Source organism: Aurantibrevibacter litoralis, from assembly GCF_034651555.1.
Taxonomy (GTDB): Bacteria; Bacteroidota; Bacteroidia; order Flavobacteriales; family Flavobacteriaceae; genus Aurantibrevibacter; species Aurantibrevibacter litoralis.
Genome location: NZ_JAYEEQ010000001.1, coordinates 175414 through 191966 on the forward strand (window position 1 = coordinate 175414; position 16553 = coordinate 191966).

The 16553-nt window shown below is 40.5% G+C and carries 15 protein-coding genes; 4 read left to right on the top strand and 11 right to left on the bottom strand.

Annotation, left to right across the window (positions count from 1 at the left end; translation table 11 throughout):
- Nucleotides 1-154: 154 nt before the first annotated feature.
- From fabD to U1E44_RS00745, 3 genes are all read right to left on the bottom strand, one after another.
- On the bottom strand, nucleotides 155-1039 hold the full coding sequence (gene fabD, locus U1E44_RS00735; RefSeq protein WP_322928959.1) for an ACP S-malonyltransferase: 885 nt from the start codon (nucleotides 1037-1039) through the stop codon (nucleotides 155-157).
- A gap of 152 nt (nucleotides 1040-1191) precedes the next feature.
- Entirely contained in the window at nucleotides 1192-1704 is a 513-nt protein-coding gene (locus U1E44_RS00740) for a gamma carbonic anhydrase family protein (RefSeq protein WP_322928961.1), read from the bottom strand.
- A gap of 220 nt (nucleotides 1705-1924) precedes the next feature.
- Complete coding sequence (locus U1E44_RS00745; RefSeq protein WP_322928962.1) at nucleotides 1925-2920, bottom strand: PorP/SprF family type IX secretion system membrane protein; 996 nt, start codon at nucleotides 2918-2920, stop codon at nucleotides 1925-1927.
- 123 nt (nucleotides 2921-3043) lie between these two features.
- Between U1E44_RS00745 and U1E44_RS00750 the strand changes: the two genes are divergently transcribed.
- From U1E44_RS00750 to U1E44_RS00765, 4 genes are all read left to right on the top strand, one after another.
- The gene (locus tag U1E44_RS00750) at nucleotides 3044-3949 is read left to right on the top strand and encodes a NifU family protein (RefSeq protein WP_322928963.1); all 906 of its coding nucleotides are present in this window, start codon (nucleotides 3044-3046) and stop codon (nucleotides 3947-3949) included.
- Between the two features lie 72 nt (nucleotides 3950-4021).
- Complete coding sequence (locus U1E44_RS00755; RefSeq protein WP_322928965.1) at nucleotides 4022-4222, top strand: dodecin family protein; 201 nt, start codon at nucleotides 4022-4024, stop codon at nucleotides 4220-4222.
- Nucleotides 4223-4326: 104 nt separating this feature from the next.
- Nucleotides 4327-6363: a thioredoxin domain-containing protein gene (locus U1E44_RS00760; RefSeq protein ID WP_322928967.1), complete on the top strand. Its 2037-nt coding sequence runs from the start codon at nucleotides 4327-4329 to the stop codon at nucleotides 6361-6363.
- 77 nt (nucleotides 6364-6440) lie between these two features.
- A complete protein-coding gene (locus U1E44_RS00765) occupies nucleotides 6441-7259 on the top strand; it encodes a mechanosensitive ion channel family protein (RefSeq protein ID WP_322928973.1) in 819 nt (272 codons plus the stop codon).
- A gap of 35 nt (nucleotides 7260-7294) precedes the next feature.
- Here U1E44_RS00765 and tsaB read toward each other — a convergent pair whose 3' ends face one another.
- The 8 genes from tsaB to U1E44_RS00805 all read right to left on the bottom strand — a co-directional run bounded on the left by tsaB (nucleotide 7295) and on the right by U1E44_RS00805 (nucleotide 16524).
- Nucleotides 7295-7966, bottom strand: coding sequence for a tRNA (adenosine(37)-N6)-threonylcarbamoyltransferase complex dimerization subunit type 1 TsaB (tsaB, locus tag U1E44_RS00770; RefSeq protein ID WP_322928977.1), 672 nt, complete (start codon nucleotides 7964-7966; stop codon nucleotides 7295-7297).
- A 104-nt stretch (nucleotides 7967-8070) separates the two neighbouring features.
- The gene (locus U1E44_RS00775) at nucleotides 8071-9411 is read right to left on the bottom strand and encodes a TolC family protein (RefSeq protein WP_322928979.1); all 1341 of its coding nucleotides are present in this window, start codon (nucleotides 9409-9411) and stop codon (nucleotides 8071-8073) included.
- 40 nt (nucleotides 9412-9451) lie between these two features.
- Entirely contained in the window at nucleotides 9452-10579 is a 1128-nt protein-coding gene (locus U1E44_RS00780) for an efflux RND transporter periplasmic adaptor subunit (protein ID WP_322928980.1), read from the bottom strand.
- Nucleotides 10580-10613: 34 nt separating this feature from the next.
- Nucleotides 10614-11876 (bottom strand): ABC transporter permease, encoded by a 1263-nt coding sequence (locus U1E44_RS00785; protein WP_322928981.1) that lies wholly within the window; start codon nucleotides 11874-11876, stop codon nucleotides 10614-10616.
- 1 nt (nucleotide 11877) lies between these two features.
- The gene (locus tag U1E44_RS00790; RefSeq protein WP_322928983.1) at nucleotides 11878-13107 is read right to left on the bottom strand and encodes an ABC transporter permease; all 1230 of its coding nucleotides are present in this window, start codon (nucleotides 13105-13107) and stop codon (nucleotides 11878-11880) included.
- Nucleotides 13097-13801 (bottom strand): ABC transporter ATP-binding protein, encoded by a 705-nt coding sequence (locus U1E44_RS00795; protein ID WP_322928986.1) that lies wholly within the window; start codon nucleotides 13799-13801, stop codon nucleotides 13097-13099. Before U1E44_RS00795 ends, U1E44_RS00790 begins: the two co-directional genes overlap by 11 nt.
- 307 nt (nucleotides 13802-14108) lie before the next feature.
- On the bottom strand, nucleotides 14109-15221 hold the full coding sequence (locus U1E44_RS00800; protein ID WP_322928988.1) for an efflux RND transporter periplasmic adaptor subunit: 1113 nt from the start codon (nucleotides 15219-15221) through the stop codon (nucleotides 14109-14111).
- 43 nt (nucleotides 15222-15264) lie between these two features.
- Entirely contained in the window at nucleotides 15265-16524 is a 1260-nt protein-coding gene (locus U1E44_RS00805) for an ABC transporter permease (protein ID WP_322928989.1), read from the bottom strand.
- Between the last annotated feature and the right edge of the window lie 29 nt (nucleotides 16525-16553).

The window sequence follows — 16553 nt, forward strand, 5'->3', positions numbered from 1 at the left end:
ACAGTGGGTTATCTCCCTGCCTTATCGCCTAGGCAACCGCTTTTGGCGTACAAAAAAGGAGGGTCAATATTACTAAAAAAAAAGGCGAATCTTCCATTATTAGGTTTAAAAATGGATTTTTCAGTTGAAATGCAAATAATTAAGTCTAAACCACTTAAAGGAGTTGCGACGATTGGGTTTCAACTGTGGGCGCTATTTTCTTTACCAAGCCCTGTAGCACTTTTCCCGGGCCGACTTCGATAAAAACGGCAGCACCGTCGGTTACCATTTGCTGCACGCTTTGTGTCCACTTCACCGGAGCCGTAAGTTGGGAAATGAGATTTCTTTTAATTTCATCTGCATCCTGAACCGCAGTTGCCGTTACATTTTGGTATATAGGACATTTCGGAATACCAAAAGTGGTTTGCTCAATGGCGGATGCCAATTCTTCGCGGGCGGGTTCCATTAAAGGGGAATGGAAGGCGCCTCCCACCGGCAGAACTAAGGCTCTTTTAGCACCGGCTTCTTTCAATTTTTCGCACGCCAAATTTACGGCTTCTACCTCTCCGGAAATTACCAGTTGTCCCGGACAGTTATAGTTTGCCGCTACAACAATTCCCGGCGTGGCAGCACATATTTCTTCTACAAGGGCATCTTCTAACCCCAAAACCGCCGCCATGGTACTGGGCTGTAGCTCGCATGCTTTTTGCATAGCCAATGCCCGTTGGGAAACCAATTGCAATCCGTCTTCAAAAGTGAGACAACCGTTGGCTACCAAGGCAGAAAATTCGCCTAAGGAATGTCCGGCCACCATGTCGGGGGTAAAACCGGCTCCCAGGACCTTGCTTAAAATCACCGAATGTAAAAAAATGGCGGGCTGGGTTACTTTGGTTTCTTTTAAGTCTTCCGGCGTTCCGTGGAACATAATATCAGTGATGGAAAACCCCAAAATAGCATTGGCCTTTTCGAATAGACTCTTAGCAAGGGGATAGGTATTGTATAAATCGAGGCCCATACCCACAAATTGTGCGCCTTGTCCGGGAAAAATATATGCGTTCATTTTTTAAAAGTATTGGTTGGTCAAAAATAAGATATTCAATGTAGAGAAACTTTAAAAAACATTGAAAACTTTGAAAGTTAAGAATGTTCTCGATACTTCTGAAAAAGGAAGTTAGAACTATTATTTGTTGACGATCTACTGAAAAAATCTACTTAGGTTTCCTTAAACCAACTGGAGTATGTGACGTAGTTGTTCGCTATCCGATCGATTTCTCCGGAACTTAATTCCGGACTGATGTCTTTTAGTTTTGTGGCCGGCATTCCTGCAAAAATAGTTCCTGAAGGCACATGGGTGCCTTTGGTTAGGACGGCACCGGCCGCAATAATGCTGTTGCTTTCTACTACGCAATCGTCCATGATGATACTGCCCATTCCTACTAATACATTGTCGTGAATTGTGCATCCATGTACAATGGCATTGTGGCCAATAGATACATTGTTGCCAATTGTAGTAGGCGATTTTTGATAGGTGCAATGTATTACGGCACCATCTTGTACATTTACCTTATTCCCCATTTTAATAAAATGTACATCGCCGCGCAACACGGCGTTGAACCAAATACTGCATTGGTCGCCCATAGTTACTTCACCCACAATGGTGGCGTTCTCGGCAATGTAACAGTCGGTTCCTATTTTTGGGGTTTTGCCGTTAATGGTCTTTATCATGCTGCTTGTGGTTGAAAAGGTACTAGACTCTTGAGGCGAATTATACATCCTCAACAGGGTACAAAGCTATTTAAAAAACAATATATTATTGCCTTTTTAAGGGGAATATGATTTCGTTATAACCTTATTAATATGAAGAGGAAAAAGGTAGTAGCCTTTACAAGGAAATAAAAAATCTCTTTCGTTGAACTGAATTGTATGGTAGCTAAGGTTGATTTTGTTAATAGTTAACGGCGGGGCAGTTGCAATCCCAACGTTTTTCGGTTTGTCCAAAATCATAACCCAAAGTAATTTGATGAAATCCGCCATTGTCAAAACGAATATCCCCGGATTGGTACGAATAATTATACGAAACCAAGAAATTTTTATAATTCACGCCCACAATGGGTGTAAATAACTGTAGGCGTTGCTCGCCAAAATTACCATTGGTTAAAAACTGTGCCCCATCAAAACTTCTTCGGTACGAGAGGCCTGCCCATACCCTTCCAAAATCCACATCGCGGTAGACTTTTGCATTAAGATCAACTGTTTTTTCTTGGGTAAATTCTGTAAGCTGCAACAACACAGACGGTTCTACCTGCCAAACACTCTTACCAAAGACATAACCTACCGAAAAAAGATACCTGCGGAGGTTATCAAATTCTTGAGCAGAATACAAATCGCGACCACTTCCCAAGGCATTAAGTATGGCGGTGTGCGCATAGAACTCCAAAAAATTATACGACATCCCAAAATCCACATTAAAATAACCCACCGTATTTTTAACACCGGTAATCAGCGGATCGGGGAATACGGATCTAAATTCAGATTCGTCTAAACTGCTTAGGATGCCGCCAACACTCAAGCCGAAAGAGAGTTGATTTAAACTGCGAAAATCTCCTCCCATTTTTAAATGATGGGCATAGGTGGCCTTAATCCCTGTTTGAGAGTGAAAGCCATTAGAATCATTGAACAAAATAGCACCTACACCACTGTTGGTGTCTTTAATCCGGAAATGTGCGTTAAGGGTTTGCAGGGCGGGTGCCTCATCTACATTAAACCATTGTTTTCGGGCAGTCATTCTAATCTTGCCGCCTTCGCCTATGCCTGCCATGGACGGATAGACTAAGTAATAATTATCGGCTAAGTAATCAAAATATATGGGTATCCCTTCTTGTGCACTTAATTTAGAACCAAAAATTACGAAAAGAATGAAGATGCCTATTTTATTTTTCATATAAAGAGAAGGGACTCAAGGATTTCTTAAGGGTTCAAATATAGTGTATAACGAACTAAAGACAACATTAGTATGTGTAGGTGATGTTGCAAAACCTTTGTACTTTTGCAGAAAACACATCTCATGGAGAAAGAATATAGTATAACCTTGATCCCGACAAGCAATCCGGCGATCATAAAATTCGAGACCAATCAGTTTATCACTAAAAATACCAGCTACGAATTTAAAAATATCGATGAAGCTAAGCAGTCTCCCCTGGCACAACAATTATTTTACCTTCCGTTTGTAAAAACAGTCTATATTTCGGCAAATTTTATTGCTATAGAACGATTTGATATTGTGGCTTGGGAAGATGTGCAGGATGAAGTAGCACAGCAATTAGTAGAATACTTAAATGCAGGAGAAGAAGTAGTTATTGAAGGTAGTAGTCCACAAAAAAAAGCGATTACCGTATATGCGGAAGTAACGCCAAATCCGGCCGTAATGAAGTTTGTAACCAATCAGCGATTGGTTGTTACCGGATTTGAATTTAAAAATATTGAAGACGCGGCAGATTCTGCTCTTGCTACGGCTCTTTTTCAACTTCCGTTTGTAAAAGAGGTTTTTATTGATGAAAATTATGTGTCTATCAATAAATACAATGTCACCGAATGGGATGATGTGATTCATGAAATTCGCGAACTCATTCGCCATTTTGTCGCCGAAGGAAACGACGTCGTTGCTCCCGATAGCGTTGCGCACAAACAGGCAATAACCCCGGTGATGCAGTTGCAGGATGCAACCTTAGACGACACCTCTAAACAGATTATAGATATCTTGGAAGAATATGTGAAACCCGCCGTGGCAAGCGATGGAGGCAATATCATGTTTAAATCCTACGAAGCGGAAAGCAAAACCGTAAATGTAATTTTGCAAGGCGCTTGTAGCGGGTGTCCGTCATCGACTTTTACCCTTAAAAACGGGATCGAAACTATGCTGAAAAATATGATGGGTGATAAAGTAAGTCACGTAGTTGCACTCAATGGGTAATTTTTTAGCAGCCATTTTTTCCTTTGGGATGAAATCCCTATTTTTATCAAAATTCATAAAAATTATAAGATTATGGCAATTTTAAAAGTAATTGAAGTTTTGGCAAATTCTAAAACCAGTTGGGAAGATGCTACAAGGAAGGCAGTATCACAAGCTTCTAAAACCGTAAAGAATATTCGTTCGGTGTATGTACAGGAACAGAATGCCGTTGTTGAAGGTGGTGAAATATCCGAATTTCGGGTAAATGTAAAAATCACTTTCGAAATCCAGTAACTCTTAATTTCTACATGGTTTACGTGCATAAAAAGCGCCTTTTTGGCGCTTTTTATGCACTATAATTTTTATAAATAGTTCGTTGCCCCTAAAAATGGTTTGGTATGACGCAGAAACACACCAATGCGCTTATTCACGAGAGCAGTCCTTATCTTCTACAACATGCTCATAATCCTGTACATTGGTACCCTTGGCGCCAGAATGTACTGCAATATGCTCAAAAAGAAAATAAACTCCTCTTGGTTAGTATTGGCTATGCAGCCTGTCATTGGTGCCATGTTATGGAACACGAATGTTTTGAAGATGAAGATGTGGCAGAGGTCATGAACCGAAATTTTATAAACATTAAGATAGATCGCGAAGAACGTCCCGATATAGATCATGTGTATATGGATGCCCTACAAATGATAACCGGAAGCGGAGGTTGGCCTTTAAATATCATTGCCCTTCCGGACGGACGTCCTTTTTGGGGAGCTACATTTGTAAAAAAAGTACCATGGGTACAGGCTTTAGAGCAACTGTCTACCTTGTATCGTACTGAACCGGAAAAGGTCATCACCTATGCCACGCAACTTTCAGAAGGAATAAAATCTATAAACCTTATCCCGAAAGCGAAAGATACAACCCTATGCACCCTGTCCCAATTGGGTCACGCGGTACAAAAATGGGCGCAAACTTTCGATAACCAAATGGGAGGATATCTGTGTGCACCAAAGTTTATGATGCCCAATCACCTTGAGTTTCTTTTGTTTTATGCCACACAAAACAAGGATGAAGCCATTATGTCGTATGTAAATACTACATTAACTGCCATGGCCTATGGCGGAATATACGACCAAATTGGAGGTGGTTTTGCGCGTTATGCTGTAGATACCAAATGGCATGTGCCCCATTTTGAAAAAATGCTTTACGACAATGGACAACTCATAAGCTTGTATGCCAAAGCCTATGCCGTTACTAAAAACCAATGGTATAAACAGGTTGTTGAGGAAACCATTACGTTTTGTTGCCGGGAACTGCACAGTGCCGAAAACGCTTTTTTTTCTTCCTTAGATGCCGACAGCCTTACTCCCGAAGGTGATTTGGAAGAAGGAGCCTATTATGTATGGACTGAGAACGAATTAAAAGTATTGCTTACAGATCGGTTTCCTATTTTTAGGGACTATTACAATATTAACGATTATGGGCATTGGGAGCAGGGTCGCTACGTGTTGATACGAAAGACATCCAATCAGGAACTAGCTCAAAAGCACGGCATCTCCGTAGCGCATTTGACCGAAATTATAGACGATTGCAAACAAGACTTACTTATGGTAAGAGCCAAAAGAAATGCACCCCGAAGAGACGACAAGATAATTACCAGTTGGAATGCGCTAATGCTTAACGGCCTCATTGATGCCTATCGGTATGTGGGGCATGAGACTTTTTTAAAGCTGGCTTTGAATCTTGCCCATTTTATAGCGGAAAACCTGACTAAAAAAGATGGGAGTCTTTACCGAACCTATAAAAACGGAAAGGCATCCTTAAATGCGTATTTGGAAGACTACGCCGCGCTTATTGCGGCGTATATTAATTTATATCAGGTGGTTTTCGACGAAAAGTGGTTGTTTAAGGCCAAGGCATTACACGCGTATTGTCTCACCTATTTCTACGATTCCGAAAGTGGATTGTTTTCCTTTACCTCCTCTGAGGATGATTTTTTTATTCGGAAAACCATAGAAACCTATGACAATGTCATTCCATCATCAAACTCCATAATGGCCCAAAATAGTTTCCTATTATCTCGGTTTTTTTCTGATGTACAGTACGATCAAGTATGCCAGAAAATGGCGGTCACTATGCAAAAAGAATACCTTGCAAATCCGCAAAGCTATGCCCATTGGTTGCATTTGGTGCTGTACTACAAGCTTCCCTTTTATGAAATAGGCATGGTAGGAGAAGATTACCTAAAGAAGGCACGAGAAATAAGCTCGCATTATGTACCCAACGCAATCTTAGCTGCAACAAAGCAAGACAGCCGCATACCACTCTTACAGCAGCGCTATGTAAAAGATAAAACCTTGTATTATTGTTGTGTGGGTGGGGCGTGTCAATTACCGGACACCGAATCCTCATCCATTCTAAAAATCGTAAGCCCATAGCCTTAACAATAGTTTAGTGTTTTTTCCTTGACTTGTACCCTCCTATGCCCGTAGTTTTGTATCTAAACTAAAAAATAATGCAAAATTATACGGAATTTGAGAACTATCTTAACCAAGGAGTTTCATGGTTAGTAAGTATATTACCCAATATTATAACTGCCATTCTCATATTAGTTATAGGCTTATGGGTCGTCCGCTTTATAAATAATATGGTTCGTAAGTTCTTTGTGAAAAAAGACTACGATCCCACCCTTGAAAGTTTTTTACAGAGTTTTATCAGTATTGCCCTAAAAGCGGTGCTTTTTGTTTTAGTGATAACGCAATTAGGGGTACAATCTTCTTCCTTAGTGGCTATTGTGGGTGCAGCCGGACTTGCCGTAGGATTGGCGTTACAAGGGTCATTGGCCAATTTTGCGGGAGGTGTTTTAATATTGATTTTTAAACCTTTTAAGGTGGGCGATTTTATTTCGGCACAAGGAGTAGATGGCACGGTAAAAGAGATTACAATTTTTACCACCAAACTCAGCACCTTCGGAAATCAAATAGCGATAGTGCCTAACGGACAATTATCTAATAACAACATAATTAATTTTAACGCTCAAGACCTCCGAAGAGATAAAATCGTGGTAGGGATAGGGTATAGTGCTAATATTAAAAAAGCCAAAGAAATTCTGTTACAAATATGCCTCTCGCACCCTGATATCCTTAAAGAGCCGGCTCCTGAAGTGTACGTTGAAAATTTAGGAGATAGTTCGGTCGATTTACAGTTGCGATTTTGGGCAAAAAACGAACACTTTTGGGCAGCTCATTTTTTTGTGTTAGAAGAATTAAAAACACAGTTTGATGCTTCCGGTATAGAAATACCTTTCCCACAGCGGGTGATTTATCAGAAATAAAAATCAAATTATTTTCATTGATTTAGCTGCCGGCATTAGGACTTTTGCTGCAGCATAAAGTCTTTTAGGTAATACGGTTCAAAATAGGCAAGATCTTCGAAATCGGCAGCCGCATATTTTTCCCAAGAGAGGGCACTCATTTCTTTAGCTGAAGGTAGTGCCTTGGGGTGAAATGTAAGGTTAGGGCTATCAAGCAGTGTGCTGCATTTCTCGGCACCGCTCCCTACGAAATGCACTTTGGATTTTTGCGTCCATTCGTTAAAGGAATCTTCGTTTATTATTTCTGCCTTGGTATCGGCAATTTGTTGATAATTACTGTCGAAAACTGCGGAGTAGACCTCCATTCTTCGGGCATCTAACATAGGAACAATATAGGCATCGGGAGTTACGGCTATTTGGTGTGCCATGCTTTGCAGTGTGGCTACGGAAATTAAGGGAATATCCAAGGCATAGCACAAGCCTTTGGCTGCGGATACGCCTATGCGCAAACCGGTATACGAACCCGGCCCTTTGCTTACGGCAACAGCACTAATGTCTGTAAAGGATAAAGAAGCTTCATCCAATACCTCCTTAATAAACACATGAAGCTGTTCCGAATGTGAATAGTTTATACTGTTATTTTCCTTCAAGGCTAATAACCTACCTTCACGTGCAATACCCACCGAACAATTTGTAGTGGCTGTTTCTAAGTTTAAAATAATACCCATACGAGTGCAAATATAGCCCTAAAACCAAATGTAGGAACCTTATTTTAAAAAAGGGGTACATGCAAAGTATATGCAGCCTAAGTCCTTGGTTGGGCACACTGTTCCTAATCTAAGGCTAAGGGTATCCCAAAATAAAATTCCAGTACCTTCAATCGGAAGATATAGTCATATTTGGTTCGGATAAGATCGGCTTCTGCATTATCTACACGAGCCTGTGCCTGACTAAAATCAAATGAATTCATCAAGCCCACATCGTAGCGTTCTTTGGAATAGTCAAAGGCCAATTTTCTGGCATCCAATGTTTTTTGTGCTGCCTCATAGGATTTATAAGAACCTTTTACGTCGGTATAGGCTTGGTTTACATTGGTTTCTAAGGTCTGTTTGTCTTGCTCTAGCTGCAAACGGGCACGTTCCACGGCGATCTCAGAACGCTTAATGTTGTTTTTTACACTGAATCCGTTGAACACAGGAACATTTATTTGGGCGCCATAGGCAATTCCGTCATTTAAAAATAGCTGTTCTCTAAATGATAGGAGTCGCCCGGTAAGTCGATCGAAATTTTGATCGGAATACCGGGTGTTGTAGTTAAAAAACGCACCCAACGTAGGATATCGTGCCCCCTTGGAAATCTCCAAATCTTTTAGTGCTACATCTACGTTAGACTGAGCAAATTTAATATCGTTTCTAAAGGTGAGTGCTTTGTCAAAAATGGTTTTCGGAGAATTGTCTAGGATATCGGAGAAAGGAACATCAAAATCCTCATCGGCAATATCAAAATTTTCATAGTCTGTAATTTGCAGCAGTTGCGCTAAATTTATTCTGGAAATTAGAATTAAGTTTTGAGCATTAACGATTTGCTGTTCCTGATTGGCAGCGGTAGCCTCAATTTCTAATAAGTCTCCCTTGGGAAGCACTCCGGAATCTACCAATTCTTTGGTTCGCAATAAATCTTGTTGAGTAACTGCAAACTGGGCTTCAAAAACTTTTAACGATTCTTTGTTCGATAGAATTTGAAGATACCCATTGGCCACGGAAAGGCGGATATCATCTTTTAAATTATCTAACCGATACTGATTGGCCAAGGCGTTTAATTTGGCTCTGTTGAGCCGTTTAAAATTGCGCAGGCCATCAAAAAGAGTAAGGGATGAAGTGAGATTGGCAGATGCCGAAAGAATAGTCCCCGAAGAAAGCGCGTTGGTGGTAGGGTCTAAAACAAGTCCGGTACTGTTCGTTACATTAGAACTCCCGTTAAAATCCGGCAGAAAAGCACCGATAGCATCCGATTTATCGATGGTGGCGTTTTCCAAATCGAGCTCGAACTGAGCCACGCTAAGGTTATTTTCAACCGCATAATAGACACATTCCTCCAAGGTCCATTTTTTTAATTGGGCAGAACCCAATGCTACCGAAAACAGCAGGGTAAGTAAAATGATTCTTAATTTCATTACTGATTTATTTTTTGATTGCTGATTGTTTTTGTACTTCTTATTGTGCATTAGCTTCTTCGGCTCCTTTTTTAATAGGCTCTGTCTTATTCCATACTTTTACCTTATCTAATTCGGTAATACCGGAAACAATTTCTACATTAACACCGTCAGAAACTCCGATTTCTACATCCTTTCGTTCAAACTTTTGATCGCCTACCGAAACTTCTACATAAGGTTTATCGGTAGTCTTATCAAATTGTAAAAGGGCTTCGGGAATAAGAAGAACACCTTCTTTTTTTTCTAATACAAGGGATGCATTAGCACTATACCCTGCACGGATAAAAAATTCATCCTCAATGGTTACATCGCCCTCAATTCTAAATTGCACGGCACCGGATTCTTCTACGCCCTTGGGTGCAATAAATTTTAAGGCAGCATCAAATTGTTTATTTTGAATAGCACCTAAACTAATTTTTAATGGCATACCGAGTTCCAGCTTGCCCACTTCTCCTTCATCTACCTTGCCTTCAAAAATCATTTTTCCCAAATCGGCAATAGTCGCTATGGTAGTACCGTCATTAAAATTGTTGCTCTGAATAACCTGATCTCCTTCTTTTATGGGGATTTCCAATAAGGTTCCGGAAACTGTGGCTCTAATGTTGGTGTTGGCGATAGAAGATCCGCCGGCAGAACCTACCCGAATAATTTGGTAATCGGATTGGGCATTTTGCAACTCTTGTTGCGCCTGATCGTATTGTAATTGCAGTGCGTTAAAATCTTGGCTAGAAATAACACCTTTATCAAACAATACTTTGTTACGATCGTATTCAATTTTGATATTTCCCAAGGCTAATTGTGCATTACGTACCCTGCCACCGGCTTGGTTTAGCGTCTGTTCATTGGGCACCACCTTTATGGTGGCTATTAAATCGCCAGCATTAACTTCTACCCCTTCCTCTAAATAAATTTTATCAATAATACCCGTTATTTGGGGCTTAATTTCTACCTCGTCCTGCGGAATAACTTTTCCGGTAGCAACGGTTTTTTTCTCGACATCGCCAATAAAGGGCGTTTGGGTATCATACGTAATGGCCGATTTACTATTCGATTTTACAAAAAAAACGGCTGCCCACAAGGCGGCAATGACCAAAACACCGATTCCTACGTATTTTAAAATTTTATTCATTTTTTTGATTTTAGTATTTGTATAATGGGTTGGGTTACTCTTCTCTTAATGCGTCTATGGGTTTAATGCTTACAGCACGCTGTGCGGGGATCAATCCGATTAACGTACCCAAAATAATCATAATTAGTAATGCGCCTAATACATAGGGGATGGGTACCGTAGGATTTGTATAGGGAAAATCGATATCCTTGGTGGCATTATTAATCAAGCTGAGGACGCCTGCTCCTAAAATAATACCCATTACCCCGGCTACCATCGTTAAAAAAACAGATTCTAATATAATCTGCGCTTTTACCTCTCCTGGTGTTGCTCCCAGAGCGCGGCGTACCCCAATTTCTTTGGTGCGTTCCTTTACGGAAATAAGTAGGATATTTCCAATACCGATTACACCAGCCAAAATGGTGGCAATGCCTACGACCAAGGATAAGAAGGTCAGGCCATTAGCAAAGCCTTTTATCCGTTTAAAAACCTCTCCAAGGTTAAAGGAACCAAAAGCCCTTTCATCTTTAGGGTTTACATGGTGTATGCTTTTTAAAATGGATTTTACATCTTTTTCTACCTGTACCACATCGGCGTCATCATAGGCGGCTATAATGAGCCACCCTACATTTTCGCCGGTATTGTATAATTTTTGATAGGTGGTAAACGGAATGTAAATATCGCTATCGCTTTCAAAACCGCCGCCTGGCGTAAACTTATGTACGCCAACCACTTGGAAATAAATATTGTCTATGCGAATGTATCCGCCTATAGGATTTTCATCCTTTTCAAAGAGTTCTTTTTGTGTACGCTCGCCTATAACACAAACCTTTCTGGCCTGATCTATATCCTCATCATTAATAAACCGGCCACCATCGTATATTTTTTTGGTTGCTATTTTGGTCAGCACCGGAAAATCGCCGTAAACAGAATAATTCCCTGTTTTTTGACCTCTAACAATTGCCCCCGGCGCATCGCCAAAAACACCTCGTACATTTCTAGGCGCAATGTCTTTAATTTCAGGTATCCTATTCTGCAGTATAGGAATGTCTGTTAGTTTTAGTTGTACTTGTCTACCGGTTTTATATCCCTCATAGGGCATGCTGGTCGTTTGTGCCCAAGCGAACATGCTGTTCATGGCTATGGTCTGAAACTGACGTTCAAAACCGTTGTCTAAGCCTTTAGCCGCACCAGCCAAAGCAATATAAATAAAGATGCCCCAAAGCACCCCAATAACGGTAATGATGGTACGTGTTTTGTTCTTGCTAATAGAGCCAAAAATTTCTTGCCATGTATTGCTGTCAAAAAGTATACGCATATTATTCGTCTCTAAGTGCTACAATGGGTTTTATGCTTGCCGCTCGCTTTGCCGGAATATAACCCGCAATAGCCCCAAAAATGATGAGGAGCACCGTGGCAAAAATGGCTACGCCCATATTTATATAGGGATTTGTAATAAAATAATCATCTAACTTTTCACCCAACGAACCTAACAAAGCAATGCCAATGAGCATTCCGATAAACCCGGAGATGGTGGTTATAAAGACAGATTCTAACAAAATAGTTCCGATTACGGCCTTTGGTGTAGCTCCCAGAGCTTTACGAATGCCCAGTTCTTTGGTTCGTTCTTTAACTACAAAGACCATAATATTGCTAATTCCGATAATTCCGGCTATGATGGTGCCAAAGGCCACAAAGGCCACAATAAGCTGTAATACTCTGGCAAATTGTTGGTTTTGCTGTAGTTGATCGGCAACGTTGCGAAAGAAAAGTGCACCTTGGTCGTCCGGACTGATGTTCTTTTTGTCTTTTATAAATTTATCCAGACTTCGGTCAAAAGCCATGGCACCCACATACCCGATTTCCGGCTTAAACCCCACAATGATCTGATCTATTTTGTCGGTGTTCTTTTCTATGAGTTGCCGTGTGGTATAGGGGATAAAAATGATGCGCTCCTCGTTATCGCCGCCATCATCCTGAAAAACTCCTATCACCTTAAACGCACTACCACCGACGTCTATAAATTCTCCAATACTGTTTTTTGATCCAAACAAATCTTGTTCTACCAATCTCCCAATGACGGCATACTTTGTTTTGTCTGTAATATCTTGCTCGTTTAAGTATCGGCCTTTCATCATTATCGTTAATTCACTAAACTGATGGCTCGGAGCAACACCTTGCGTGGTGTAATTATTAGATTCGTTATTGTATTTTACCAGCGCACTCCTAGAAATGCGCGGTGTAATATACTCTAAAAACAAAGGAAAATTCTTTTCAATATCGGCGAGATCGTCGTTCTTAAATTCAATTTGCCTGCCAGATTTGTACCCCTTATACGGAATGGTGGTACGCCCCGGAAAAAGATAAAATACATTGGTTGCGTCTTGCCCGAAAAACTTGTCAAAGGTGTTGATTAACCCATTTCCGAAACCAAAAAGCACCACAAAAATAAGAATGCCTATGGCTACGGTAAACCCCGACAGAAACGTCCTAAGTTTATTTTTCCCGATGGTTTGAAAAATTTCTTTCCAGCTATCTCTACTGAACATAAGCAGCTGCTCTTACTTGATTTACTACTTTATCTTCAATGATAACGCCATCTTTTAGATGTACGATTCGTTTGCACATATTCGCAATATCTGGCTCGTGAGTTACAATCAAAATGGTGTTTCCTTGATCGTTTATTTTCTGAATAAGATCCATAACCTCATACGAAGTGGTGCTGTCTAAGGCACCCGTAGGCTCATCGGCCAATAGCACCTTAGGTTCTGCGGCCATGGCACGGGCTATGGCGACTCTTTGCTTTTGCCCCCCGGACAGTTCACTAGGCAAATGGGTTGCCCATTCTCTAAGGCCTACCTGCTCTAAATACTTCAATGCTTTTTCTTCTCTTTCTTTTCGGGGCACTTTTTGGTAATATAAAGGTAATGCCACATTTTCCATGGCATTTTTATAATTGATAAGGTTAAACGATTGAAAAACAAAGCCCAAAAATTTGTTTCTATAATTGGCTGCTTTTGTTTCATTTAGATTTATAATAGGAACGCCGTCTAACATATAGCTGCCTTCGTCTAACTCATCTAACATTCCTAAAATATTGAGTAAGGTAGATTTTCCCGATCCGGAGGATCCCATGATTGCCACTAATTCTCCTTCTTTTACTGAAAAATTTATCCCCTTTAATACATGTAGGGAATTGCTTCCCATTTTATACGATTTGTGAAGGTCTTTGATCTCAATCATAATACGACGTTTTTTTACGCTTGCTTCAATGCTGCTTATAGGACTTAAAAGTGTCTAAATTGTTACAGGCTATAGTTAAATCTTTTGTTAAATTCCATCTAAAGATTCCCCGACCCTTGTGTTGGGGTTTCCTATTTACCGCTCCTTTGGAGCGGTCGGAACTGCCTTTTGCAGTTCCGGGTGAGGTAAAATACAACATTTCGGTTTTTGGCCCAAAGGCCAAAATGAAACTGGCGAAACCCGTGCTGAGCACAGTAGAAGCAAACCCCTATAGCTTGCCTCGGGTACGGTCAGTTTCAAGAAATTTTTATTTTACGGTTTCGTCCGGTTTTAGTTGATTCCATATTTTAATGGAATCTTCTTCTGAAATTCCAGATTTTACTTCCACGTAGATACCGTCGCTTAATCCGAGTTCGATGTCTTTTCTTGTAAATTCTTTTTCTGAAGTGGCTACCTCTACAAAAGATTTTTTTGTTTCAGCATCAAACTGTACCCACCCTTCTTTTATGGCCAACACATTGGTGGCTTTACCCAAAATAATAGCGGCATTAGCACTGAGCCCCGCACGAATAAAAATAGAATCTTGTCGATTTAGAGTTCCTTTAATTTCAAACTGAATAGCACCATTCTCTGCTTTTCCTTTGGGAGCGATATAATCTAAAACAGCATCAAAAACAATATTCTCCAAGGCACCTACGGTGATCTCCAAAGGAAGGTCTTCCTTTATTTTACCCACTTCAGATTCATCTACTTTGCCTTCAAAAATCATCTTATTGATGTCTGCAATAGCTGCAATTGTGGTACCCTCGTTAAAATTGTTACTTTCTATGACCTGATTCCCAACTTCTACAGGTACCTCCAAAATCATTCCGCTCACCGTGGCTTTAATCATGGTATTGGCGGCATTGCCAAATCCGGTTGTGGTACCAGTGCTTATAATTTCATAGCGTTTATTTGCGGCACTGTAGGCCTGTTTCGCCTGATCATAGGCTACCTCTGCGCGTTCTAAATCTGTTTTGGGAATGACCCCCTTATTGAACAGACTTAATTGCCGCTCGTAATTTCGTTTCTGATCGGCCAATGTTATTTTAAGGTCTTCAATACTGTTTCTGGCATCGTTAAGCGCATTAAGGTTGGGTACAACTTTAATCTTTGCCAACAAATCGCCCGACTTTACAAAATCGCCCCCCTCAACATAAATTTCTTCAATAACTCCCGATATATTGGGCTTTATCAGCACTTCTTCTAAAGGCAATATACTACCCGTAGCGACCGCCTTTTTTATAATGGTTTGATAGGTTGGTTTTTCGGTTTGATACACTACCGGGTCTTCGGCATTTTTCTGATACAAATAAAACAGGGCAACGCCAAAGGAAAGTACGATAGCTATTAAAATAATTCTAGTCACTGATTTTTTCATTTTTTGATTGATTTGATGAATGGTAAAAATTATGCGATCATTTTTATTCAGTTCTTAAGGCATCAATGGGGCGTACCTTTATGGCACTGTTTGCCGGGATAAACCCTGCCAAGAGTCCCGACACTATAAGGATAAAAAGTGCGGCCAGTACCACCCCGAGGCTCACACTGGGATTTAAAAACATATCTACCGGACCATTCATATCCAGAATGGTATTGATAACATAGATAAAAAAAGCTCCAAAACTAATACCCATCATACCTGAGATAATGGTAAGAAATAAAGATTCCATCAGAATCTGTTTTTTTATAGACCAAGGATCTTCACCCAAAGCTCGGCGAATACCAATTTCTTTAGTGCGTTCTTTTACGACGATCAACATAATATTACTGACTCCGATGATGCCGGATAACAGAACTAATATCCCCACAAAATAAGCTATGAAGCGCATAGCACCAAACAAACTCTCTACCCTGTTATACTGCTGGTACAAATCAAAATAACCTACAGCGCGTTCGTCTTCCGGATGAATCTTTCGATTTTGTTTTACCAGTGTTAAAATTTGCGCTTTAAGGTCGGTAATAGAAGTACCGTCGTTTGCCGTAATGGCCATCCAGCCTACATCATTCCCTTTATTAAAAGCTTGTGAGAAGGCCGTAAATGGAACATAAATTTCCTTTTGCGCCTCTTCGCCATTGCCCCCGGTGGTTTTTTTCTTATAGGTGCCTACCACCATAAAGTTTACCCCCTGAATTTTGATATAACTGCCCATTACCTCTTCTTCCTTCTGATATAGGCTGGAACGAACACCTTCGCCAATAATGGCTACTTTTCGCTTTTCTTTTATATCTGAATGATTTATAAAGCGTCCGGAGGTAATGGACATAGGGTCTTGATTGATGATCTCCGGGTAATCGCCATATACATTAAAGGCACCCGTTTCTATGCCTCGAACTACATTATTGGCACCACCAAAGCCCCCTAGCTGGTTTCTCGGTGAAATAAACCTCAAATTTGGGACGTTGTCCCGAATGGCATCCACATCGTCCAGTTTGAAGGTGTAGGATCTTCTTTCAGGTAAACCCATGAACGCCTTGGTGGTATTGCGAGACCACATAAACATAGTATTGGTAGCAATATCTCCAAAATCTTGCTTAATACCGTTTTCCATGCCCTTTCCGGCAGCTAATAAAATGATCAGAATTAAAATTCCCCAAAACACCCCAAACGCAGTAAGTATGGTCCTGAACCAATTGCTGGTAAGCACCTCCAAGATTTCTTTCCATCGATCTTTATTAAACATCCTTATCGTTTTCGGTTATACGGGTCATT

What these genes read in the sequence shown, in the direction of transcription:
- fabD (WP_322928959.1), bottom strand. Translation starts at nt 1,039, where the DNA reads ATGAACGCATATATTTTTCCCGGACAAGGCGCACAATTTGTGGGTATG.
- U1E44_RS00740 (WP_322928961.1), bottom strand. Translation starts at nt 1,704, where the DNA reads ATGATAAAGACCATTAACGGCAAAACCCCAAAAATAGGAACCGACTGT.
- U1E44_RS00745 (WP_322928962.1), bottom strand. Translation starts at nt 2,920, where the DNA reads ATGAAAAATAAAATAGGCATCTTCATTCTTTTCGTAATTTTTGGTTCT.
- U1E44_RS00750 (WP_322928963.1), top strand. Translation starts at nt 3,044, where the DNA reads ATGGAGAAAGAATATAGTATAACCTTGATCCCGACAAGCAATCCGGCG.
- U1E44_RS00755 (WP_322928965.1), top strand. Translation starts at nt 4,022, where the DNA reads ATGGCAATTTTAAAAGTAATTGAAGTTTTGGCAAATTCTAAAACCAGT.
- U1E44_RS00760 (WP_322928967.1), top strand. Translation starts at nt 4,327, where the DNA reads ATGACGCAGAAACACACCAATGCGCTTATTCACGAGAGCAGTCCTTAT.
- U1E44_RS00765 (WP_322928973.1), top strand. Translation starts at nt 6,441, where the DNA reads ATGCAAAATTATACGGAATTTGAGAACTATCTTAACCAAGGAGTTTCA.
- tsaB (WP_322928977.1), bottom strand. Translation starts at nt 7,966, where the DNA reads ATGGGTATTATTTTAAACTTAGAAACAGCCACTACAAATTGTTCGGTG.
- U1E44_RS00775 (WP_322928979.1), bottom strand. Translation starts at nt 9,411, where the DNA reads ATGAAATTAAGAATCATTTTACTTACCCTGCTGTTTTCGGTAGCATTG.
- U1E44_RS00780 (WP_322928980.1), bottom strand. Translation starts at nt 10,579, where the DNA reads ATGAATAAAATTTTAAAATACGTAGGAATCGGTGTTTTGGTCATTGCC.
- U1E44_RS00785 (WP_322928981.1), bottom strand. Translation starts at nt 11,876, where the DNA reads ATGCGTATACTTTTTGACAGCAATACATGGCAAGAAATTTTTGGCTCT.
- U1E44_RS00790 (WP_322928983.1), bottom strand. Translation starts at nt 13,107, where the DNA reads ATGTTCAGTAGAGATAGCTGGAAAGAAATTTTTCAAACCATCGGGAAA.
- U1E44_RS00795 (WP_322928986.1), bottom strand. Translation starts at nt 13,801, where the DNA reads ATGATTGAGATCAAAGACCTTCACAAATCGTATAAAATGGGAAGCAAT.
- U1E44_RS00800 (WP_322928988.1), bottom strand. Translation starts at nt 15,221, where the DNA reads ATGAAAAAATCAGTGACTAGAATTATTTTAATAGCTATCGTACTTTCC.
- U1E44_RS00805 (WP_322928989.1), bottom strand. Translation starts at nt 16,524, where the DNA reads ATGTTTAATAAAGATCGATGGAAAGAAATCTTGGAGGTGCTTACCAGC.